General features: G+C 70.1%; 18 protein-coding genes and 1 pseudogene. 12 read left to right on the top strand and 7 right to left on the bottom strand.

Annotated features, from left to right (window positions below; genetic code table 11):
• The first annotated feature begins 2 nt into the window (after positions 1-2).
• Complete coding sequence (locus AC4OXY_RS02160; protein ID WP_356024939.1) at positions 3-503, top strand: universal stress protein; 501 nt, start codon at positions 3-5, stop codon at positions 501-503.
• Between the two features lie 66 nt (positions 504-569).
• Here the strand turns inward: AC4OXY_RS02160 and AC4OXY_RS02155 are convergent, their stop codons facing one another.
• Together AC4OXY_RS02155 and AC4OXY_RS02150 are read right to left on the bottom strand one after the other, a co-directional pair.
• On the bottom strand, positions 570-1,328 hold the full coding sequence (locus tag AC4OXY_RS02155) for a FadR/GntR family transcriptional regulator (RefSeq protein WP_376289674.1): 759 nt from the start codon (positions 1,326-1,328) through the stop codon (positions 570-572).
• A 355-nt stretch (positions 1,329-1,683) separates the two neighbouring features.
• On the bottom strand, positions 1,684-2,586 hold the full coding sequence (locus tag AC4OXY_RS02150; RefSeq protein ID WP_491992994.1) for an expansin EXLX1 family cellulose-binding protein: 903 nt from the start codon (positions 2,584-2,586) through the stop codon (positions 1,684-1,686).
• 285 nt (positions 2,587-2,871) lie between these two features.
• Here AC4OXY_RS02150 and AC4OXY_RS02145 point away from each other — a divergent pair, with 285 nt between their 5' ends.
• Entirely contained in the window at positions 2,872-3,147 is a 276-nt protein-coding gene (locus AC4OXY_RS02145; protein ID WP_491992993.1) for a hypothetical protein, read from the top strand.
• 85 nt (positions 3,148-3,232) lie between these two features.
• Here AC4OXY_RS02145 and AC4OXY_RS02140 read toward each other — a convergent pair whose 3' ends face one another.
• Positions 3,233-6,892 carry a LamG-like jellyroll fold domain-containing protein gene (locus AC4OXY_RS02140; protein ID WP_491992992.1) on the bottom strand — a complete coding sequence of 1,220 codons (3,660 nt, stop codon included), beginning with the start codon at positions 6,890-6,892 and terminating at the stop codon, positions 3,233-3,235.
• A gap of 326 nt (positions 6,893-7,218) precedes the next feature.
• Between AC4OXY_RS02140 and AC4OXY_RS02135 the strand changes: the two genes are divergently transcribed.
• The 6 genes from AC4OXY_RS02135 (at position 7,219) to AC4OXY_RS02110 (ending at position 15,201) form a co-directional block, all read left to right on the top strand.
• The gene (locus AC4OXY_RS02135) at positions 7,219-8,265 is read left to right on the top strand and encodes a LacI family DNA-binding transcriptional regulator (protein ID WP_491992991.1); all 1,047 of its coding nucleotides are present in this window, start codon (positions 7,219-7,221) and stop codon (positions 8,263-8,265) included.
• Positions 8,266-8,403: 138 nt separating this feature from the next.
• Positions 8,404-9,651, top strand: coding sequence for a sugar ABC transporter substrate-binding protein (locus AC4OXY_RS02130; RefSeq protein ID WP_491992990.1), 1,248 nt, complete (start codon positions 8,404-8,406; stop codon positions 9,649-9,651).
• A gap of 10 nt (positions 9,652-9,661) precedes the next feature.
• Complete coding sequence (locus AC4OXY_RS02125; protein ID WP_356024923.1) at positions 9,662-10,645, top strand: carbohydrate ABC transporter permease; 984 nt, start codon at positions 9,662-9,664, stop codon at positions 10,643-10,645.
• Complete coding sequence (locus AC4OXY_RS02120) at positions 10,642-11,466, top strand: carbohydrate ABC transporter permease (protein ID WP_491992989.1); 825 nt, start codon at positions 10,642-10,644, stop codon at positions 11,464-11,466. Before AC4OXY_RS02125 ends, AC4OXY_RS02120 begins: the two co-directional genes overlap by 4 nt.
• Positions 11,467-11,545: 79 nt before the next feature.
• Positions 11,546-13,282 (top strand): amylo-alpha-1,6-glucosidase, encoded by a 1,737-nt coding sequence (locus AC4OXY_RS02115; RefSeq protein ID WP_491992988.1) that lies wholly within the window; start codon positions 11,546-11,548, stop codon positions 13,280-13,282.
• 65 nt (positions 13,283-13,347) lie between these two features.
• Positions 13,348-15,201, top strand: a complete 1,854-nt coding sequence (locus AC4OXY_RS02110) for an RICIN domain-containing protein (protein ID WP_491992987.1) — start codon at positions 13,348-13,350, stop codon at positions 15,199-15,201.
• A 38-nt stretch (positions 15,202-15,239) separates the two neighbouring features.
• On the opposite strand, the pseudogene AC4OXY_RS02105 reads toward AC4OXY_RS02110, so the two are convergent.
• Together AC4OXY_RS02105 and AC4OXY_RS02100 are read right to left on the bottom strand one after the other, a co-directional pair.
• Positions 15,240-15,638: pseudogene (locus AC4OXY_RS02105) on the bottom strand (alpha/beta hydrolase family protein); the annotation flags it as partial.
• A gap of 114 nt (positions 15,639-15,752) precedes the next feature.
• Entirely contained in the window at positions 15,753-15,899 is a 147-nt protein-coding gene (locus AC4OXY_RS02100; RefSeq protein ID WP_491994830.1) for a hypothetical protein, read from the bottom strand.
• Here AC4OXY_RS02100 and AC4OXY_RS02095 point away from each other — a divergent pair.
• Complete coding sequence (locus AC4OXY_RS02095) at positions 15,829-16,050, top strand: hypothetical protein (RefSeq protein ID WP_491994766.1); 222 nt, start codon at positions 15,829-15,831, stop codon at positions 16,048-16,050. The two genes, AC4OXY_RS02100 and AC4OXY_RS02095, sit on opposite strands and share 71 nt — an antisense overlap.
• Here the strand turns inward: AC4OXY_RS02095 and AC4OXY_RS02090 are convergent.
• The gene (locus tag AC4OXY_RS02090) at positions 15,992-16,975 is read right to left on the bottom strand and encodes an acetylxylan esterase (protein WP_491992986.1); all 984 of its coding nucleotides are present in this window, start codon (positions 16,973-16,975) and stop codon (positions 15,992-15,994) included. The two genes, AC4OXY_RS02095 and AC4OXY_RS02090, sit on opposite strands and share 59 nt — an antisense overlap.
• Positions 16,976-17,182: 207 nt before the next feature.
• On the opposite strand from AC4OXY_RS02090, the gene AC4OXY_RS02085 reads away from it, so the two are divergent.
• Entirely contained in the window at positions 17,183-19,327 is a 2,145-nt protein-coding gene (locus AC4OXY_RS02085; RefSeq protein WP_491992985.1) for a beta-galactosidase, read from the top strand.
• Positions 19,328-19,393: 66 nt separating this feature from the next.
• Here AC4OXY_RS02085 and AC4OXY_RS02080 read toward each other — a convergent pair whose 3' ends face one another.
• Positions 19,394-21,328, bottom strand: coding sequence for an alpha-L-fucosidase (locus AC4OXY_RS02080; RefSeq protein WP_491992984.1), 1,935 nt, complete (start codon positions 21,326-21,328; stop codon positions 19,394-19,396).
• A gap of 147 nt (positions 21,329-21,475) precedes the next feature.
• Between AC4OXY_RS02080 and AC4OXY_RS02075 the strand changes: the two genes are divergently transcribed.
• Entirely contained in the window at positions 21,476-21,922 is a 447-nt protein-coding gene (locus tag AC4OXY_RS02075) for a hypothetical protein (protein ID WP_491992983.1), read from the top strand.
• Positions 21,876-22,001: a hypothetical protein gene (locus tag AC4OXY_RS02070; protein WP_356024903.1), complete on the top strand. Its 126-nt coding sequence runs from the start codon at positions 21,876-21,878 to the stop codon at positions 21,999-22,001. Before AC4OXY_RS02075 ends, AC4OXY_RS02070 begins: the two co-directional genes overlap by 47 nt.
• Positions 22,002-22,026: the final 25 nt, after the last annotated feature.

Here is a 22,026-nt window from a genome sequence, read left to right as displayed (position 1 = left end):
TCATGAAAGTCATCGCCTGGATCACCGAGGGCACCTGGCCCGCCGGCATCGACGCCGCCCGCGCCCACGCGCCCGACGACGCCGACATCGTGCTGCTCCACGTCACCCCGGCCGACGTCCCGGGCGCGGCGCACGGAGCCTTCGCCGGTCTGCTCGGCCGCGGCCATGGTGAACGCGACCCCGGCACGCAGGTGGAGCAACTGGCCGCTGCCTCCGCCGAGACATTCCTGGCCGAGGCCGCACAGCGTCTTGGCCGCCCGTGCGCCCGAGTCGAGCGGACCGGCCGCGTCGAGCGGGAGGTCGTCGCCGCGGCCGAGGGCGCCGACCTGCTCATCCTCGCCCGCGACGGTGACCGCACCCATCTCGGGCCGCGCAGCCTCGGGCATGCCGGCCGGTTCATCGTCGACCACGCCCCGTGCCCTGTCCTGCTGGTGTGGCCCGAGCCCGCACCCGGCATCGACACCATCCCGGCCCCGCCACCCCACCCGCCGCACCATCGATAGCGGCAGGCACCCGGCACCGACATGGCTTGGCAGCCGGTCCGCAGGGAGGCCGCGCCTGGGAGCTCCTCACCCCTCCCGGTGGCGGGGCTTCGCCGGAGCACCCCGTCGACGCCCCGCTGAACCGGTGACGGGTGACTCCGAGGCGTGCAGGTGTTCCCTCAGCCACTGCTCCGTGTTGTGGACGTGTAGGAGCGCGGCGGCCTGGCTCAGGAAGGCGTCGCGGGTGGAGAGGGCCGTGAAGATCGACTCGTGTTCGGCGAGTGTGCGGCCCGCGGCCTGGTCGTCGACCAGGCCGCGCCAGATCCGGGCACGCAGCGTACGGCCCGATATGCCTTCGAGGAGCGTGAGCAGCGAGTCGTTGCCCGTCGCGGAGATCACGGCCCGGTGGAAGGCCGCGTCGTGGGCGTTGAGCTGCTCGACGTCGTCACGGGCCTCGCGCATGGCGTCCAGATGGTGCTTGACCTCGGCCAGTTGGTCGTCGGAGATCCGGGTGGCGGCCAGCGCGGTGGCCGCCGGCTCCAGCAGCCTGCGGACCTCCATCAGGTCCAGCAGCGCGGCCGAGTCGCTCTGGAGGAGTTCCACGGCTCCGCCGAGGCCCTCGAACAGCAGGCTGGGCTCCAGACTGGTCACGTACGTTCCGTCGCCTCGCCGGACGTCCAGCACGCGTGCGACGGCCAGTGCCTTCACGGCCTCGCGGGCGAGGTTGCGGGACAGACCCAGCTGGGCTGCGAGGTCGGCCTCCGGCGGCAGCTTCGAGCCCGGGGGCAACGCGCCGCTGCGGATCAGCTCACGGATGTGCTCGATGGCCTTGTCGGTCAAAGACACCACGCACTCCTCCCGCGACCGGCACGCGCCGGCACGTCCGCCCTGGTCAGGCCCCGAGCGCGAAGGCCGGCCCACAGACCGTCGGGAACGGGCCGATGGTGAAGCTCCGCGTTCCGCTCGACCTGTTCGAGGTTTCGCATGCCCAGGGTGACGTTGATGATACTGGGATGCGTGCCGGGGAAGGCCATGGCCGCGGCGGGCAGTCTCGTCCCGTGCTCCGCGCGGACCTGGGCGACCTGCCGGGCGCACGACCCGCGCCGGCGGAGCCTCGCGCTAGTCGGCCCCGGCCCCGGCCCCGGTCCGGGACCAGGGCCGGGCTGTCACCGGGATGATGGATCGGACGTGGGTGGCGGGATCAGTGCCTGGCGAACTGGACCTGGGTCGGTTGCTCGACGTTCGGCCGTATCGCGATCCCGCTGATGGTCAGCTGCTCTCCGTAGATGTCCGTGAGTCTGATCGCGCTGCCGCAGCCGCGGCCGTCGGCGGAGACGAAGTAGTTGTAGTCGGTGCGGGGCAGCTGCCGCCAGCCGTTGCCGGTGCGGACCTCCAGCCGCGCGACGGGATTGCGGTGGCCGATCGCCTGGAGCGCGCACCAGTAGGGGCTGGAGCCGGTCTTGTACCGGACGGAGATCGTGTCGGACGTGCTGGGGCTCAGCAGGCTCCAGATGATCGGTGTCCGGCCGACTTCGAGTGGGGCGAGCTTGGCGAACGCCTGCTGGCTGAGGTCGAGTTGACCAGGTGCGCAGGGAGCCGGGCATTCGTTGGTGATCCGGACCGTGATGGAGGCGCCGTTGTCCGCGCGGACGCGCACGTACGCGCCGCACGCCCTGGATGTCTCGTAGTCGGTGGTGTTCATCGCGGCGATCATGAGGTCGCTGCTCGGGCCGAACAGACAGGCGCCGTTTCCGTCGCCGGCCTCGTAGGCGGTGGCGACCCCTCGGTAGGTGGCCCCGGGGCGGATCCGTCCCGTCGACGGTGCAGCGGCCTCGGTGGACGCCGTCCGCGAGGGCCGCGGGGTGGCGTTGGCCGATGGTCGTGCTGCCGTGGTGCTCGCACCAGCCGTCGGCGTCGAGGTGCCGGTCGCGGTCGCCGACGTGGACGGGGTGTCCTTGTCGGCCGTGTTGCCGGCTCTCACCTGGGCGCTGGCGGCGGAAGTGGCCGCGGCAGGTGCCGCATCCGCCTTGCGGTCGGGAAGCAGCCCCATGAGCAGGTAGGCGAGAACGCCCGCGGCGGTCAGCCCCACTGCGGTGCCCAGCATCAGCCTCTGTCTGTGCCGGCGCTGTCGCGCGGCCTGCCTCGGTGTCTTCATGTCCGTCCGTTCGGAAGATCGAATCGATGGTGCACCGTTCAGTGGCCGCAGGCAGCGAAAAGGTTGCCGCCGATTTCCTACGGGGCCCGCTCCCGAAGACCCCGGTGGGCTGCCGCCGCCCCGCGCAGTGCGCGCAGCTCGTGCGCGAGCCGCGGCACGAAACCGGCGTTGGAACGCACGGGGCTTTCAGGCGTGTCACCAACGTCCCGGGACAGCACACCTGGGGCCGATGTCATGGCCGTGGTCGGCCTGACGCCGACCGCGAGGCCGACCGCCGGGTACCCGGACGCCACCCACCCGGCCCGCGGCCTGGTGACGGCTCACCGGGACTGGATCCGCACCCTCTTCCAGGACCTGCTCACCCGGCTCGGCCACACCGATCCCAAGTCGGCCGCCGGTGCGCTGCTGATGCTCTACGACGGCGCGATGGCAGCCGGCTACCTGGACGACTCGACGGCCGCCCACAAGACCCTGCTTGACGCGGTCCGACTGATCCGATCGGGAGGCTGACCCCATCGAGGGCGCGCGAAACACCGGCCCTCTCCTGGCCTGCCCGCGCTCCCTGCTTGTCACAGTGTCGCCGGTGGTGATCACCTCATCGCACCTGTCGCGCGAACGGGGCGACGGTGATCCGGTCGATCAGCGGTGCGTAACGGGAGCGGAGCAGGACGCCGGGGAAGGTGTCGGAGGCGTAGGTGGTCCCGTCGAAGTTCGGGAGTTCCTCGGAGCGGAAGGTGATCGTGTTCTGTCCCTTCTTGAGATTCACCGGGACGGTCAGCTCCCAGAAGTTGTTCTGATGGAAGCTGTGCGGGAAGCTCACGCGCTGCCTGTCACCGCCGTTGACGGTGAGGTCGGCGTGGCGGGCGAGTGGGTCCGGGTTGTAGTGGGTGGCTTCGGACTGCTCGGGGTTGGAGTAGCGGATGCGCAGTGCGTGCAGGCCGGCCCGGTCCGCGGCGATGGTGAACGTCGCCGTGTTGCCGTTGCCCGGGTCGCCGCCGATGCCGGTGATCGCCGTGCCGTCGGTGGCCGGCGGGAGCGGGGTGAGCGTGGCCGAGCCGGTGAGCTCGGCGTCCTGAGCCGTGTACGTACGTGCTTTGAGGGTGCCCTCGGTGGGTGTGACCGTGAGGCGGTCCACGAGGGTGGTGGCCGAACCTCCTGTCACCGTCACCTTGTTGAGGCCACCGGACAGGGAGACCGCCACGCTGTCGCCGGCCTTGTCCAGACGCAGGACATCGTGACCGTTGACGGCGACCCGGGCGCCCGAGCCGCCCAGGGTGTCGACCTTCAGCGTGGCCTCGCGGTCGGCGGGTGAGTAGACCCAGAACGTGGCGGTTGCCTTCTTCGGGAGCCGGGCCGCGCCCGAGCCGGTGGCGGGGAGCGTGGTGTGTTCCGCCAGGCCGTAGACGGGTTGCGCGCCGCCGCCCAGCCAGGCCAGTTCGCCCTCGTACACCTGCGTGGCGGCCGAAGGCTCGGGCAATGACAGGGTGAGGCGGTCGACGACGGCGTCGCCCTTGGTGGCGCGGGTGCCGTCCGCGCTCTTCGCAGCGAGTGTCAGGACGTGCTCGCCCTTGGCGAGGTGGACCTTGGTGCCGGTGTGGTCCCACACCACCCACTTGTAGCCGAGCGGCAGGTGAAGCTCCTGCTCGCTGTCAGCCTTGCCGTCCACCCGCAGGAAGACGTTGGTGGGGCCCTGCTCCTGCACCTCGTCGCAGGTGTTGAGGGAGTTGGCGAAGACGCTGAGGTCGTAGGTGCCGTCCTCGGGTACGTCCACCGTGAAGTCGAGCGTGAGGTCCGAGCCGGTGCGCAGGCCGCCCACGTCGTAGCCGCCGGAGGTGTAGAACTTCGACACGTCGCGCGGCGATCCCTCCGGGCCGTTCTTCGAGTAGCCGGACCCGGTGTGGGCGGCGTCCTGCGCCGCGTACGACCCCTCCCATCGCACGGGCGGTGACTGCGTGCTCTTCGCCTTCCCGGTGGGGCTGAGGACGATCTCGTACGCCGAGGACTCCTTCAGCGCCGGCAGCCCGCCGTCGCCGAACTCGACGAGGACCGTGCCGTCGTCACCGACCCGCAGGTTCGTCTCCGTGAGCAGCTTCGGGCCGGAGTTGTCGCCGATCTGGCCGCTCCACTCGATCTCCCTCACCCAGGCGTGCACGCGGTCCCCGAAGACCTTGTCCGGGACGCCCGCGAACGTGATGTGGCCCTTGCCGGTGGAGCCGCCGAAGATCAGCCGGGCCTGTCGCTTCGTCTCGTCCAGCGTGGCGACACCCTGCATGGTGTAGTTCTCGCCCGGGAACGGAGGGGTCACCTCGACCGTGTGTCCGCTCATCGAGGCGTACGAGTGCAGCAGCCACCACTGGCCGTTCCCCCGGTTCGACTGCACCGCGGAGTCGGAGAGGTTGCCGTCGACGTTCCAGTACGCGATGTCGGCATCCACCTTGGATTCCTCGATCGCGGACATCCACTGGATCATCTGGCCGGGGACGGAGGTGTGGTAGTTGAAGGCGTACTCGTTGATGTTGACCGGGAGCCGGGTTCCCTCCTTGGCGGTGCCCTTGAACAGTTCCCTCTCCCACGCCCGGTACGTGGCGACGCTCCGGCGCACCGCCTCCGGGTGGCTCAGCTCGTGCCAGGTGATCACGTCCGGGAGGGTGCCCGACGCCAGGGCATGCGTGAGGAAGCCCTTCACCTGGTCGTACAGGACGCTGGTGTTGGGCCCGGCGATGCGGGCGCCGGGCATCCTCCCCTTGATGAGCTTGTGGACGTCGTCCCATGCTGCGAAGTAGGCATCCGCGTCGGCGAGCCAGCTGACCTTGTCGTAGCTCCACTCACCGGTGCCGAACATGTTGCCCTCGGGCTCGTTGAACGGCACGAAGACGATGTTGTCCTGGTACGGCTCCGGCAGCCGCAGAACCTGGTCGACCTGCTGGGCCAGCTTCTCCCTGTAGAGGTTGAGCTTTTCCTGCGGGGTGGCGCCCGGCCACTCGTACGGGAAGCCGCGGTGGATGTCGGTCATGTAGGTGTACACGTCGCCGTCGGTGGAGTCGGCCAGCGGTTTCACCACCTCCAGCGCGTCGGCACCGGGGTGCTGCGGGCCGTCCTGCGCCTTCGTCGAGACCGTACGCAGGCCCATGCCCTCGATGAGGTTGTTGGTGGGGACGCCCGGCCCGTACACGCCGTAGAGGGCGCCGGAGGCGCCGCCGTGGAACGCGCCGGTGTCCGAGTGCAGGCCGACGGTCAGTTCGCCCTCGCGGACCACGGTGACGGTCGCCTGCACGGCGCGCCCGGCCGCCGTTCCGGCAACGGTGAACCTGCCGGGGCGGGCGTACTTCCCGGGCGGAACGGCGTCCCAGGTGATCGGTGTGTCGCGGTCGTAGCCGTCGGAGAAGGAGGAGTGGATCGCGGCGGGGAGCGACGGGGCCGTCCCGGTCGTCGTACGGGCGTCGAAGGACACCTGCGAGAGCTGCTGGAGGGTCGGCACGTTGCCGACCATGCCGGCGACCTGCTCGGGGCTGAGCGCCGCGTGCCACACGGTGAAGTCGTCGATCGCGCCCTGGAACAGGGGGTCCTGGTGGAAGGACCTGCCGATGCAGCCGGCGGTCGTGGCCGAACTGCCCAGCAGGTCCTTGGCCTTGACGGTCGTCTCGGCGGAGGAGACCGCCACACCGTCGAGGTAGGTGGTGATCCGCCGGGCGGCGGTGTCGAGGGTGACGGTGAGCGTCCGCCAACCGTCGGCAGGGAGCGGCGCGTGACCGCAGACCTGCGCCTCCGCGCCCCCTCCACTTGTGGTCACCGCGGTGCGCAGCACACTGCCGTCGTACGGCGTCGTGAACAGGTAACGGGTGGTGTCGGTGCCCAGGTCGAAGATCCGCTGCCAGGGCGACTTGTCACCGCCCCACTTCACACGGACGGAGACCGTCAAGTCGCTCGCGCTGTCCAGGATTTCGGGAGGCAGCAGCACGTACGCGCCGTCGGAGGTGGGTGCTCCGCCGGGCAGGGCCAGCGCCTTGCCACCGTCCGTGCCCGCGACGGACCGGGCTGTGGAGGCGTTGACCAGGGTCGCCGTGAGGCCGTTGCCGGAACTGTCGGCGATCTCGCCGGAGGCGAGGTCGCCCTGGTCGAAGGTGTAGTGGGCGGCGGGCTGGGGCGCCTCGGCCGCCTTTGCGGGGACGGCCGGGGCGGCCGGCAGGCCCGCGCCGGGAGTCGGTGTCGCGGCGCCCGGCGCGCGGCACCGGGCGGATCCGTCAGCGGAATGCATGGATCGCGTCCTCAATCCTTCAATACCGGTATACGTCGAACCGTCAGATCATCTACGCCACACCTTGTCGAACCGGTTCGGCGAAGCTAGCACCGGGCGACCTGGCCAGCAATCCCCTCGACGCGATCTACCGGCTCCGGATCCGACTCCGGCCCGGGATTACCGGATTGTGTCGAGGGTGTTGACAGGCCCTACGTGCGATTCCTACCTTCACTTCATGCGAACCGGTTCGACAATGCGGAATTCGCCTCTTCACCGTTCCCACCCCAGGCGCCCGGCGCTATGTTCCTCCCGGAGCAGCGAACCGGTTCGAGCAAGGAGTTCCCGTGAACATCGGTGAGATCGCCAAGCGGGCCGGTGTCTCGCGGAGCACCGTGTCGTACGCGCTGAGCGGCAAGCGCCCGGTGTCGGAGGAGACCCGCCGGAAGATCCAGCAGGTCGTCGACGAGCTGGGCTACCGGCCCAGCGCCAGCGCCCGCGCGCTGGCCAACGGCCGGACCAGCACGATCGGTCTGGTCTTCCCGCCGGCCGGGAACCACTACACGGGGATGCAGCTGGATTTCATCGGCAGTGTGGTGGAGGCCGCCGCGGCCTACGACTACGACGTGCTTCTGTCCCCGAGCGGTGTGGACAGCGACCGCTCCTTCCAGCGGCTGCTGGGCGAGCGGCGGGTCGACGGCGCGATCCTGATGGAGATCAGGCTGGAGGACGACCGGGTCGATCACCTGGCCGCGCTGGACTTCCCCTCCGTCGCCATCGGCCGCACCGCCCACCCGGAGGACGGCTGGTGGGTGAGCCTGGACCACACCGCGCTGGCGGCGGCGTGCGTGCACCACCTGGCGGATCTCGGCCATCGCCGGGTCGCCTTCGTCAACCGTCCCGAGCAGCTGCTGCGGGCCGGGTACGAGTCCGCGCACCGCGGCCTGGACGGCTTCACCAAGGCCGCGGCCGAGCGCGGGCTGACGGTGCGGACGTACTGCTGTGGGGACGACGCCGCGTCGGGCCAGGCATGCGTGGAGCAGATCCTGCGCGACGACCCGGCCACCACAGCCCTGGTCACGCTGAACGAGGCCGCTCTGGGCGGCCTCTACCGGGGGCTCGCCCAGGCCGGCCGCCATGTGCCGCGCGACTTCTCCGTCACCGGGGTGGTGGCCGGCCGGTGGGCGGAGACGGTGACCCCGCAGCTCACGGCGGCGGACGTACCGGCGGCGGAGATGGGCCGGCACGCCGTCGACCTGCTGGTGGAGCGGCTCGACCGTCCCGGCGCACCGCCCCGGCACCATCTCCTCACGCCGCCGATCTCTCTGCGAGCCAGCACCGGGCCCGCGGGAGTCACGCCCGCCGCGGACGCGGTGTCCGGCACGACGCCCTGACCGCACCCCCACGCAACCCCCTTTCAGCCCTCGTCACACCATCGGGCGCTCGAACCGCTCAACGGTGCAGTTCGCCGTGCCCGTCTCTCCTGTCACCCCTGGCCCTGTTTCTGTCATGCCCAGAACAAAGGACTCGTAATGAACCACTCCTCCAGACAGCGTCGTCTGACCGCCGCGGCCCTGACCGCCCTGGCCGTGGCCGTCAGCGCCACCGCCTGTTCCTCCGGTTCGGGCAGCACGGACGCCAAGGGTGCCGGCAGCGGCACGTACACCGTCTGGGACCCGTACCCCCAGTTCGACAAGGGCTCGGCCTGGGCGAAGCTGCTGGACCGGTGCGGCACCGAGGCCGGGGTGAAGATCAAGCGGACCGCCTTCGACACCAGCGACCTGGGCAACAAGACGCTGCTGGCGGCGCAGCAGGGCAACTCGCCGGACGTCCTCATCGTGGACAACCCGGTGGTGTCGACCCTGGCCGAGGCGGGCGTGCTCACCACGACCGAGGACACCAGGCTGGACACCTCGAAGGTGGACCCCAACCTGCTCGCGGCCGGCCAGTCGGGCGGCAAGACGTACGGCACGCCGATCGGCGCCAACACCCTGGCCCTCTACTACAACAAGAAGGTGCTGAAGGAGACCGGGGTGGACATCGCCTCGGTCAAGGACTGGACGTCGCTGACGGCGGCGCTGGCGAAGGTCAAGAAGGCGGGCAAGAAGGGCGTCACGTTCTCGGCGATCGGCACGGAGGAGGGCAGTTTCCAGTTCCTGCCATGGTTCTGGGGCGCGGGCGCAAAGCTGACCGGGCTCGACTCCGCGCAGGCCGTGTCCGCCCTGTCGCTGTGGACGGACTGGTTGAAGCAGGGCTACGCCCCCAACTCGGTGCTCAACAACACCCAGACCACCAGCTGGCAGGAGTTCGCCGGCGGCGACTACGCCTTCGCGGAGAACGGCACCTGGCAGCTCGCCAATGCGGGGAAGGCCGGGCTCGATTACGGGGTGCTGCCCATCCCCGCCGCCGCGGGGGGCAACGCGGCGGCCCCGACCGGCGGCGAGTTCGTCACCATCCCGGTCCAGGACGACACCGCCCGCTACACCACCTCCCGGAAGCTCACCACCTGCCTGACCAGCAACGGCAATGTCTACGACACCGACACCGCCCTGTCCTACGTGGCCCCCACCAGCGAGGTCCAGAACAAGCAGGTGGCGGCGAACGCCGCGCTGAAGCCATGGGTCGACGCGGTCAAGTCGGCCAAGGGGCGCACGAGTGACGGCCTGGGCACCAAGTACCCCAAGATCTCCGAGCAGATGTGGAAGGCCGTCCAGTCCGCCCTCAGCGGCTCCAAGTCGCCCAAGGACGCGCTCACTTCGGCGCAGGACGCGGTCAAGTGAGGTGGGACCGATGAAACAGACCACCCATCCGCCGGACCACCGGGCCACGCGCGTCCGGGACGGGGCGGCCACCGCCGCCCCGCCCCCGGCCCGCACCAGGACACGCCGCCGTCCGACCTCCCAGCAGTGGGCCGCCTGGGGATTCCTCGCCCCGGTGACCGTCTACCTCGCCCTCTTCTACGCCTATCCGCTCTACCGCAACCTCGACCTCAGTCTGCGCCACTACACCGTCCGCTCCTTCGTACAGGGCAACGCGCCCTTCACGGGCCTGAGGAACTACCAGACCGTCTTCGACGACCCGACCTTCGCCCCGGCCCTGCTCCACACGGCCGTCTTCACCGCCGTGTGCCTGGTCTTCCAGTACGCCATCGGCCTGGCCCTCGCGGTCTTCTTCAACCAGCACTTCCGGCTGTCGGCCACCCTGCGCGCCCTGTTCCTGGTGCCCTGGCTGCTGCCGCTCATCGTGTCGGCCTCCACCTGGTCGTGGATGCTCAACAGCGACTCCGGCGTCGTCAACGCCCTGGCGAGCGCCGTCGGCATCGCGCCGGTGAACTGGCTGACCTCACCGTCCTGGTCGCTGACCTCGGTGATCATCGCGAACATCTGGATCGGCGTCCCGTTCAACCTGGTCGTGCTCTACAGCGGCCTGCAGTCCATCCCCGCGAACCTGTACGAGGCCGCCGCCCTCGACGGGGCGAACGCCTGGCAGCGTTTCTGGCGCGTCACCTTCCCGCTGCTGCGCCCGGTGTCCGCGATCACCCTGCTGCTCGGGCTGGTCTACACGCTCAAGGTCTTCGACATCATCTGGATCATGACCAAGGGCGGCCCCGCGGACTCGTCCACCACCTTCGCCACCTGGTCCTACCAGCTCGGTTTCGGCAACCTCCTGCCCGCCTTCGGCCCGGGAGCGGCCGTCGGCAACCTGCTCGTGGTCGCCGCCCTCGTCTTCGGCCTGGTCTACGTCCGGGTCCAGCGGAAGCAGGCGCTGTCATGAACCGGAGCACCAGCCGAACGTGGTGGAAGACGACCGTCGGCGTTCTGCTGACCGCGATCATGCTCGTCCCGGTGTACTGGATGCTGAACGTGTCCTTGACCCGCGACCAGGACATGCGCAAGAGCCCACCCGATCTGCTCCCCGTGCACGCCACCCTGTCCGGCTACCGCACCGTCCTCGACGAGCAGTTGCCCTACCTCGGCACCAGCCTCGTCATCGGCCTGGGCACCGTCGTCCTGACCGTCGCCCTGTCCGCGCCCGCCGGCTACGCTCTGGCCAAGCTGCGCCCGCGCGGCGGCGGCATCCTGAGCTTCGTGCTGCTGGCCGCCCAGATGATCCCCGGCATCATCATGGCGATGGGCTTCTACGCCATCTACCTCCAGCTCGGCCTGCTCCAGTCCGTCCCCGGCCTCATCGTCGCCGACTCCACCCTGGCCGTCCCCTTCGGCGTCCTGATCTTCACGGCGTTCATGTCCGGTATCCCCGGCGAGCTGATCCAGGCCGCGCAGATGGACGGCGCAAGGGCCCTGCGGACCTTCTGGGCCGTGGTGCTGCCGATGAGCCGCAACGCCGTCGTCACGGTCTCCTTGTTCGCCTTCCTGTGGTCCTGGTCCGACTTCGTCTTCGCCAGCACCCTCGCGGGCGGCGGCGCCCACGAGCCGATCACGCTCGGCATCTACCACTACATCGGCAACAACAACCAGCAGTGGAACGCCATCATGGCGACCGCCGTCGTGGCCTCGCTGCCGACCGCCGTGATCCTCGTCCTCGCCCAGCGCTACGTCGCCGCCGGCGTGACCGCCGGCGCCGTCAAGGACTGAGCCCCTCCCTCCCGTCACGACCGCTCCGGCTGCACGCCAGTCGGCCGGTTCCCCCTGCCCGAGAAACGAGTCACACCACATGACCGCCGCCCCGACCGGCCCGGCCTTCTCCGTCCACGACATACCGTTCAGCACGTACGGCTCCTGGTTCGACATCTCGCCCGTGGTGGCGGAGAAGACGTACGCCGAGGACCTCCACCTCGTCTCGCACCAGAACGGCATGCACGGCGTCCTGCGCCTGGTCCCGCTTGACCCGGCGACGGGTGAGCGGGCCGAGGCCCGCGTCGAGGCGACACCGGGCCTGCTCAGCTGGACCGGCGAGGGCGGGCACGTCGACCTCGCCTACGAGTCGCCGGACACCGTGCGGCTGCGGGGGAGCGGCCTGGGCATCGGCGTCTTCGCCGCCACGCAGACCCTGACCCCGTTCAGCGGAACGTACTTCTTCCACGACCCGGCAGCGAACGGGCACGTGTTCACCTCGTACGAGACCGGACGCCGGTACCGCGTCACCGTGCTGTCCGGCGCCCTCGCCGACCCCACCGGAACCCAGGCCCTGGGCAGCGGCGACCGCGGACTCGCCGTCACCGCCGCGGCGGACGGGACCTGGGAGTTGGCGATCGAGGAACTCGGCACCTCTCGTCCGCCCTACGCGTCCTCGGCGCCCTTCGGCGAGATCGTGGAGGCCGCGAAGAGAGGGTTCAGGGACTTCGTCGAGGCCGTGGCCCCCTGGCGCTCGTCCGCCACCCCGGCCGCCGAGCTGGCCGCCTACGTCGTCTGGTCGGCGACCGTACGACCGACCGGTCTGGTCACCCGACCCGCCGTGCTGATGTCCAAGCACTGGATGGACAAGGTCTGGAGCTGGGACCACTGCTTCAACGCCCTTGCCCTGGCGCCCGGTTGTCCCGAACTGGCCCTGGACCAGTTCGCCCTGCCCTTCGACCACCAGGACGACAGCGGCGCCCTGCCCGACTCGGTCACCCACTCCGAGGTGCTCTACAACTTCGTCAAGCCACCCATCCACGGCTGGGCCTTCGGCCACCTGCGCCGCCGTCTGCCGACACCTCCCGGCGAGACCGAGCTGGCAGAGGTGTACGGCCGGTTGGAGCGCTGGACCGACTTCTGGCTCACCGCACGACGGGCCCCCGGCGCCGAACTGGCCCACTACCAGCACGGCAACGACAGCGGCTGGGACAACGCCACGACCTTCGACCCCGAGCGGGTGGTCGTCACCGCGGACCTGGCTGCCTTCCTCGTCCTCCAGCTACACGAACTCGCACAGTTGGCAGTGGAGTTGGGCAGGAACGACGAGGCTCGCCGGTGGACGCGGGCGGCCGAGGAGACCCAGACGGCACTGCTGGAGCAGCTCTGGAGCGGGGACAGATTCGTCGCCCAAGGCGTCGCCGGCGGGGACACCTGGAGCAGTTCAAGCCTCCTCGACCTGATGCCCATCGTGCTGGGCGAGCACCTGCCCGGCGAGGTCGCCGGCACGCTCGCCGACCACATCAAGGCCCATCTGACCCCGTACGGCCTCGCCACCGAACTGACCACCTCACCGCACTACCTCGCCGACGGCTACTGGCGCGGCCCGATCTGGGCCCCCGCCACCGTCCTCGTCGAGGACGGTCTGCGCCGCGCGGGCCACCACCGGCTGGCGGACGACATCAGCGCACGCTTCCGTGCCCTGTGCGAGACCCACGGCTTCGCCGAGAACTTCGACGCCCTCACCGGCACGGGCCTGCGCGACCGCGCCTACACCTGGACCGCCAGCAGCTATCTCCTGCTGGCCGAAGCACACGCACACCGAGACAGCCACTGACCGGCTGCCTCCCCCAAGGCCCCCGGACCGTCCGGGGGTCGCCACACTCATGTGGGAGCCGCATCATGAAATCGCTCCGGATACACCCCAGCCCCACCACCCGCACCGGACGCCGAACGGTCCCCTCCGTCGCCGTCCTGCTGACCGCCCTGGCCGCGACGCTGGTGCCCGCAGCCCCGTCACAGGCCGCCGACACCGGCGTCACGGTGGACTTCGCGACAGCCGGAGGCGCGCCCACCTACCGCGCCTCCGGCATGATCTACGGGATGACCCCGGACGGGTCACTGCCGCAGGACCACTTCTTCAAGGACATCAAGTGGCACTTCATGCGGGCCGGCGGCGCCCAGCTCAACAGGGGAGGCTACGGCACGAGCCTCGCGGACTACCAGACCCGCTGGAACGCCACGCTCGCCCAGTACAAGCGCACCGCGGCCCTCGGCGGCACCTTCGTGCTGCTGCCGCACGACCTGTGGGGCGCGGACGGCACCACCAGCCAGGACTGGCCCGGCGACAACGGTGACTGGACGAAGTTCGACAACTTCGTCACGCAGCTCATCAACGACGTCAAGGCCAACCACATGACCGTCGAGTGGGACCTGTGGAACGAGCCCGACGGCAGGGGCTTCTGGGCCCCCTCGCAGAGCCAGTACCTGCAGATGTGGTCGCGCTTCTACGCCCGGGTGCGGGCGGCCTTCCCGGGCCAGCTCATCGTCGGCCCCAGCATGGCGGGCCAGCCGACCTCCTCCAACACCTGGTGGACCACCTACCTCAACTACGTCAAGGCCCACAACGTCGCCCCCGACATCTACAGCTGGCACGACGAACCCGCGGACCCCGTCCCGGGCGTCGTCGGCGCCAACTCCACCCTCGCCGCGGCAGGCCTGACCAACACCCGCCCGTACCAGATCAACGAGTACGCGGCGCTCTCCCAGCAGAACCCCGGCGGTGGCGCCTGGTTCATCGGCCGTCTGGAGCGGGCCGGCGCCGACGGCCTGCGCGGCAACTGGGCCTCCGGTACGAACCTGCACGACGACGAGGCCAACCTGCTCACCAAGAACAGCTCCGGCCAGTACCTGCCGCTGGGCGAGTGGTTCATGTACCGCTACTACGGCTCGCAGACCGGCAACATCGTCAACCTCACTCCGGGCACCAACACCGACGGCCTCGCCACCAAGGACAACACCGCCAAGAACGCCAAGATCCTGCTCGGCAGCAACGGCAACACCGGCAATCTCACCGTCAACCTCACCGGTCTCAACACGACTTCGGTGGTAGAGAGCGGCAAGGTCCGTGCGGTCGTCCAGCGCGTCCCCTACAACGGCGGCGCCGCGGTGACCGGGCCCGAGACGATCTCCGACACCACCCTGAGCGTCAGCGACAACGCGGCCTCGGTGAGCATCCCCTGGAGCAACGCCAAGGACGGCTACACCGTCACCCTGCTCCCGCCGTCCAACACCACCGTCTCGACGGTCGCCGTCAGCGAGAACAGCGGCCAGTGCCTGGACGACACCAACCTGAGCACCGCCAACGGCACCCAGTACCAGCAGTACCACTGCGAGGGCGGCTACCAGCAGATGCTCGACCTCAAGCCGGTGAGCGGCAAGACCAACACCTACACCGTGTTCAACGAGCTGAGCGGCAAGTGCCTCGACGTCTCAGGGGCGTCCAGCGCCGACGGCGCCGCCGTCATCCAGTACACCTGCAGCGGCGCGGCCAACCAGCAGTTCACCCTCAACCCCGTCACCGCACTCGGTAACAACAAGGACTACCAACTCGTCGCGGTCCACAGCGGCAAGTGCGTCGACGTCAGCGACGTCTCCACCGCTCCGGGGGCCCTCATCCACCAGTGGACGTGTGACCCGGCCGGCGCCCTCAGCACCAAGAAGAACCAGATCTGGCGACTGTCCGGCAAGTTCTGACGGCTGGAACGAGTCCGCTTCCGGAGTCGGTTCACGGCCGCGAACCGGTCGAGGGCCTGGAGCACATGGTCGCGTGTCGTCGCGCTGCCCAGATGCTCCGCGCCCTCGACGACGACCGACTCGGGGCCGGGCCAGGCACGATGGAGCCGCCACGCGGTGTCGAGGGAGTTGCCCATGTCCTGACGGCCGTGGACCAGGACTCCCGGGATACCGGCCAACCGGCCGGCCTTGCGCAGCAGCACGCCTTCTTCCGGACGGCCGCCGTAGGGGCTGAAGGCGCCGCCCGTCTCACCGGACAGGACCGCGTCCTCCCAGGCACACCAGTCGGTCGTGGTCTTCTCCCGCACGGCATCGTCGGGGTGCTCCATCAGACGGGCGTAGGCCGCGACGACGTCCTCGTCTCGTGACACACCGTCAGCCTGCTGCCTGAGCCGCTCCATGTCAGCGATCGACTGGTGCGTGGTGTGACATGGTCTTCGTCCCCGGAGCCCGAACGGCGCCGCCTTCCGCGGACTTCGCCAGGGCGGCACAGACCTGGTGAAGGGCCGGGACTACACCCTGTCCGGCAACCGCCTGACCTGAAGGCGGCCGCACTCAACCAGCGTGATCGCGTCCCGCCCGCCCGTGCTGTCGGCCACCACGGGGACGAGCAGCTCCTTCTGGATCCCGACCCGGTTCAGCGGCGATGTGCTGGCCACGGTGCAGGCCACGTACCCCGACGGCACCCCCGCCGGCCCCACCACATGGAGCCCCTACCAGCAGTTCAACACGGACTTCCGGCCCCCTTCCCCTACTGCTGCGGAGCCAGCCCGCGTTCGCGCAGCCACTTCAGCTGCTCCGCGGTGTTGAAGCCGAATCCGCCGCCGTGGTCGGCGAAGGGCCAGGCGGTCATGGTCCGGTCCGTCCCCGCGTAGTGGTTGAAGGCGGCGTAGACGGTGGGAGGCGGGCATGTCGGGTCCATGAGGCCGACGCTGAACAGCGCCGGGGCCGTCGCACGCAGGGCGAAGTGGACACCGTCGAAGTAGTCGAGCGTGGCGAAGGTCGCCTCGGCGCGGTGCGGACTGTGCCAGCGCAGGTATTTGGCGAGTTCCAGGTACGGGCCGTCCCCGCTGGTCCGCGCCGCGTGGCGGAAGTGGCACAGGAACGGGACGTCGGCGAGCACCGCCGCCACCCGGTCCGGGACGAGTCCGCCGACTGCGAGGGCCAGGCCGCCGCCCTGGCTCCCGCCCGCGACGACGACCCGCCCGGCATCCAGCCCGGGCAGTTCGGCGATCGCGTCCACGGCGCGCACACAGTCCGTCATGAGGCGGCGGTAGTAGTGGTTGCCGGGTGAGTCGATGCCGCGGGTCATGAAGCCTTCGACCCACTGTGTGCCGTCGCCCTGGGTGCGGTCCGGGGTGTCGTGGCCCTGGCCACGGCTGTCGACGACGAGTTGGGCGTAACCGGCCGCGGACCACAGCAGGTGGTCGGTGGGCAGCCCCCGGCCGGCGCAGTAGCCCAGGAAGGTGACGACGACCGGCAGCGGCCCTTCCGCGCCGCGCGGGCGCAGCAGCCAGGCGGCCACCGGTTCGCCGTTCCAGCCGGGGAAGCGGACGTCGTCCACGTCGACGGTGCTCAGCAGATACCGCTCGGTGACCCGCTCGGCCTTCACCGCTCCGCCTCGGGCGCGTGCTTCGGCCAGGGTCTGTTGCCAGAAGGCGTCGAAGTCCTCCGGTACGGACACCTCCGGCCGGTAGGAGAGGAGTTCGTCCGAGCTTTGATCGGACAGAGACATGGTGGTCCTCCTGACGGGACGGTACCGGGCTGCGACGGGTTGGTGAAGCGCATCGACGCTGCCATGCACAAAAGGACATGTCAACTCTCCGAATCCCGGGGCCACTTCGTTCGGCAAGGCCTTGCAATACAGGAAAACCCGTCAATAGTGTCGACTCCACTGGCCTGCGCTTTGCAGTCGAAGCGCTTCGACCAACGGAGGCTGTTCATGCCCGTCCTGCCCGCCCGCGTCCTGTTCGGCGCCGCCTACTACCACGAGTACCAGCCCCATGAGCGGCTCAGGGCCGACCTGGATCTGATGGCCGAGGCGAAGTTCACCGTCATCCGGGTCGGTGAGTCGGTCTGGTCGACCTGGGAGCCGGAGAACGGGACGTTCGCCCTCGACTGGCTGCGGCCGGTTCTCGACGGTGCCCACGAACGCGGAATCTCGGTCGTCCTCGGCACGCCGACCTACGCCGTGCCGCCGTGGTTGTCCCGGCAGTACCCGGAGATCGCCGCCGAGCGGGCCACCGGGCAGCGCATCGGCTGGGGCGCCCGCCAGGAGGTGGACTTCACCCACCCCGCCTTCCGGTTCCACGCGGAGCGCGTCACGCGCGAGATACTCACCCGGTACGCCGCCCACCCGGCGGTCATCGGCTTCCAGGTGGACAACGAGCCGGGCCTGCGGCTGCCGCACAACCACGGTGTCTTCCAGCGGTTCGTGGACCACCTGCGCGCCCGGTACGGGGACGTGGAGACCCTGAACCGCGAATGGGGGCTGGTCTACTGGTCGCACCGGCTCTCGACCTGGGCCGACCTGTGGACACCGGACGGCAACGCGCAGCCGCAGTACGACCTCGCCTGGCGGGCGTTCCAGGCGCGGCAGACGACCGAGTTCGTCGCCTGGCAGGCCGACATCGTGCGCGCCTACGCGCGCGACGACCAGTTCGTCACCACCTGTATCTCCTACGGCCACCCCGCCATGGAGGACGACGAGCTGACCGACAGCCTGGACGTCACGGCGGGCAACCCGTACTACGACATGCAGGACGGTCTCGCCCTGCCCGACCGGACACCCGACGACCACGAGCAGCAGTGGAAGACCAGAGGTGTCTGGGCGCTGTTCCAGAGCGGAGACCGGATGTTCTCCTCCCGCCAGGCCCCGTTCCTCGTCACCGAGACCAACGCCCAGGCCATCGGCGCCCCTTGGGACAACAAGCCCGCCTACGACGGCCAGTGGCGGCAGGCGGCCTGGGCGCTGGTCGCACGCGGGGCGCGGATGGTCGAGTACTGGCACTGGCACACGCTGCACTTCGGCGCGGAGACCCACTGGGGCGGAATCCTGCCGCACAGCGGCCGTCCGGGGCGTGTGTACGGCGAACTCACCCGGCTCGGCGCGGAGTTCGACGCCGCCGGGGCGCTGGTCGCCGGCATCGAGCCGGATGCCGACATCGCCATGGTCTACTCGATGCCGACCAAATGGCTGATGCAGAAGTACCCGCCGCTCGCGACTGCCGACGGCGGCCCGGACCCCGCCGCGTACCAGCGCATCTTCGACCCCTTCTACCGGGGTGCGTTCGACGCCGGCCGCCAGGTGCGCATCTTCCACGCCCGCCAGCTGCACGGCTCCCGTGGCGTGAGGGTACCCCTGGCCGAAGGCCGGGGGAGCGGCGGCATGGCACCCGACCAGGCCGCACGCGCTCACCCCGTGCTGGTCGTCCCCGGGCTGTACATCGCCGACGACGCGACCCTGGACTGGCTCGCGCAGTACGCGCACGCCGGTGGCCACCTGGTCCTCGGCCCCCGTACCGGCTACGCCGACCACGAGGCCCGGGCGCGGCACGAGCAGGCCCCCGCACGCCTCGTGGCGGCGGCCGGAGTCTGGTACGACGAGGTCGGCAACCTGCCCGCCGAGCTGCCGCTCCGCGCCGTGCCCGGAAGCCCGCTCGCACTGCCCGAGGGCGGGACCGCGAGGCACTGGGTGGACGGACTGACGGTGGTCGACGCCGAGGTGCTCGCCGAGTACGAGCACCCGCACTTCGGCCGCTGGCCCGCGATCACCACCCGCCGCCACGGCGCGGGCCGTGTCACCTGCGTCGGTACCGTGCCCGGACGCGGCACGGCCCGGGCACTGGCCGAGTGGCTGGTGCCCACGCCCAGCAGCGGATGGGGCACCCTGCCCGCGTCCGTGACCGTGACGACCGGCACCTGCCCCGACGGGCGACGCGCACACGTGGTGCACAACTGGAGCTGGCAGGAAGCCGCCGTCCGTGCGCCCGGTGAGCTGACCGACGTCCTCGACGGAAGTGTGATCGCCGTCGGCACGCCGGTGAGGCTAGGCGCCTGGGACGTCCGGGTCTTCGTCACCTCCTGATGGTGTTCCCGGGAATCGGGGCTCCGGCTGTCGCGGCCGAAGCCCCCTGGGCCGGCTCGCCGGTGCTTACGATCCCAGCTCGGCGGAGAAGGGCCGCTCGTAGACCTCGAAGTTGCGGATGGAGGCCCATGCCCCGGAAGGCAACCCGGTGACCGTGACCCGCACATACCGTGCCCGGGTCCGGAACAGGGCCACCTGGACCTGACTGGTGCTTGTGGTGGCCGTGTTGTCGGCCAGCGTGCTCCACCTGCGGTTGTCGACGGAACCCTCAATCGTGTAGCGGTAGTTGGTCCCGTCCAGTTCCCAGGCGATGCGGGTGCCGGTCAGCGACCGGGGCGAGCCGAGGTCGACCTTGAGCCAGTGGCCGGTGCCGCCGTCGGCCGCGCACCACCGGGTCGAGGTGGAACCGTCCACTGCCCTCGCGGCGGTGTTGCCCTTCGAGGACTCCTCACTGTCGGCCGTCGCCGTCCGGCCGACGGCGATGTCGGCCGGCTGCACGGACCGGTCCAGCGTGACGCCGACGACGCTGTCCTCGGGATGGGCGGTGCGGTCGATGCCGGTGATCGTCACCCGGCCGTCGCCGTCGGCCGAGTACGCCAGGCCGGCACCGGTGCGCACATCGAAGGCCCGCACGATCCTTGCGTCGCCGAGCGACGGGGTGGTGAACGAGGTTCCGCTGTATCCGGGCAGCAGGTGCACGTAGAACGTGTCGTCCTTGCAGGTGAAGCCGTACTGGCCGTCGACCGGGTGCCACGGGCCGCCACGGGTCCCGTAGACCGACCGGCCGCAGGACGCCATGAAGGTGCCGATCCGCCGCAGCAGGCCGGCCTGGGCGTCGGACACCGTGCCGTGCCGGTCCGGGCCGACGTTGACCATCGCGGTCATGTTCCGCACCCAGCAGTTGACCAGGATGTCCATGGCGGTGCCGTAACTCATCACAGTGGCGCCGGAGTTGTAGCCCCAGGTGCCGTCGACGGTGAACACCTTCTCGACGAGGCCGGTGCGGATCGCCCCGCTCGGGACGGAAGGGCCCTCGTCGCTGGCGTAGTCGCCCGTCCAGCCCGAGCGTGAGGTGGCGACGATGCCGGGCTGGTGCTTGCGCACCATGCCCATCAGGCCGAGGGGCCTGCCGTCGCCGTCCGTCTCGCCGTAGATGGCGTCCACCGGCCACTCGTTGGCGGGGTCGCGGTACCGGCCGGGCTCCCAGAAGAACGCGCCGTCCGCGTCGCTGCCCTGCTCCGCCACCCAGCCGCCGTCCCACCACAGGTCGTCGATCGGGCCGTACCGGGTGACTAGTTCCTTGACCGACTGGTACACCTCGGTCTTCATGACCCGCGCGTTCTCCTTGTGCGCGGGATCGGTCGTGTAGTTCCAGGGGTTGGGCGCGCAGTGGGTGCCGCGGACGTCGTAGTAGCCGGGATAGCGCCAGTCGATCGGCGAGTAGTACAGGCCCACCTTCAGGCCCGCCGCCCGTACCGCCGCGACGTAGTCCTTGACGAAGTCACGGCCCAGCGGTGCCTGCCCTGAGTTCCAGCTGCTGGGGTGGTTCAGCGGCCACAGCGCGAAACCGTCGTGGTGGCGCGTGGTCAGTGTCACGTACCTCGCTCCGAAGTCCTTGGCCAGCCGCGCCCAGGCCGCTGGGTCGTAGGCGTCCGCGGTGAACTGCTCGTCGGTGGCGTCGGTGACGTACTTCCGGTAGTCCGCCGGCGTGACCGGGGCGCTGTGCATCCACCACTCGCCCTTGGCCGGGCCCGAGTACACGCCCCAGTGGATGAACATGCCCAGCTTGGCGTCCTGGAGCCACTTGATCGTGGAATCGGGCTGCTGCTCGACCCCCATGTCGGTCCTCGGGATCCGCAGGGCAGGCAGCGGCAGAGGCGCGTCGGGCGCGTCGGGCGCGGCGTACGCGGGTGCCGCCACCGTGACGGAACCGACCGCGGTGGCCACCGTCATGGCCGCCATGGCGGCGAGTACCGCTCTGCGTGACGTGGATTCCGGCAACGTAGATCCTCCTGTTCGGTCGTCTGCCAAGACATTGGATGAATTAACGGACGTTGGTGTCGCTTCTGTCGAGTCCCGTGACGCATGTTGTTGACAAACAGCGGTAGTTGACCGACAAGCTGCCCTCGTGATGGATAGCGACATGGGATGTATGGACGAGGTTGGAGTGGAACTGCCCCCATCGAACGCGTACATTGCGGAGTCCGCGGGCGTCTCGGTCCGGATCGACGACACGGTCGGACGGCGGCCCCGGTGTTGCTGTCGGTGGCGCAGCGCTCCGAGGCGGAGCGGGAGGAACTGGAGGCCAGGGGCGTTCCGTTCGTCGGTGCCACGAACTGGCGAGGCGGACAGGCCGCGACGCGGCAGCTGCTCGAACTGGGACACCGGCGCATCGCCGTGATCAGCGGGCCCGACCACACCTTCTGTCGCGCCCGGCTGTCTGGTTACTTCTCCGCTCTGGCGGAGGCCGCCCTGCCGACGACGTCCGATCTGGTGGTGAAGACCCAGCTCACGCGCGAGCACGGGTACACCGCGGCCACTGGCCGAAATGGCCACAGCAGCCACCGAACTGGCCCTGGCGCTCGGCCGCGGTGAGGAAGTGCCGCCGGCGGGACTGGAGATCGCGACCACCCTGACCGTCCGGGAGAGCACGGCTCCGCCGAAGGAGGCGTGAGGTCGCGTCGGGACACGGGATGTGC

The organism is Streptomyces sp. HUAS MG56, from assembly GCF_058673395.1.
This window is presented reverse-complemented; position numbering and strand designations above follow the sequence as displayed.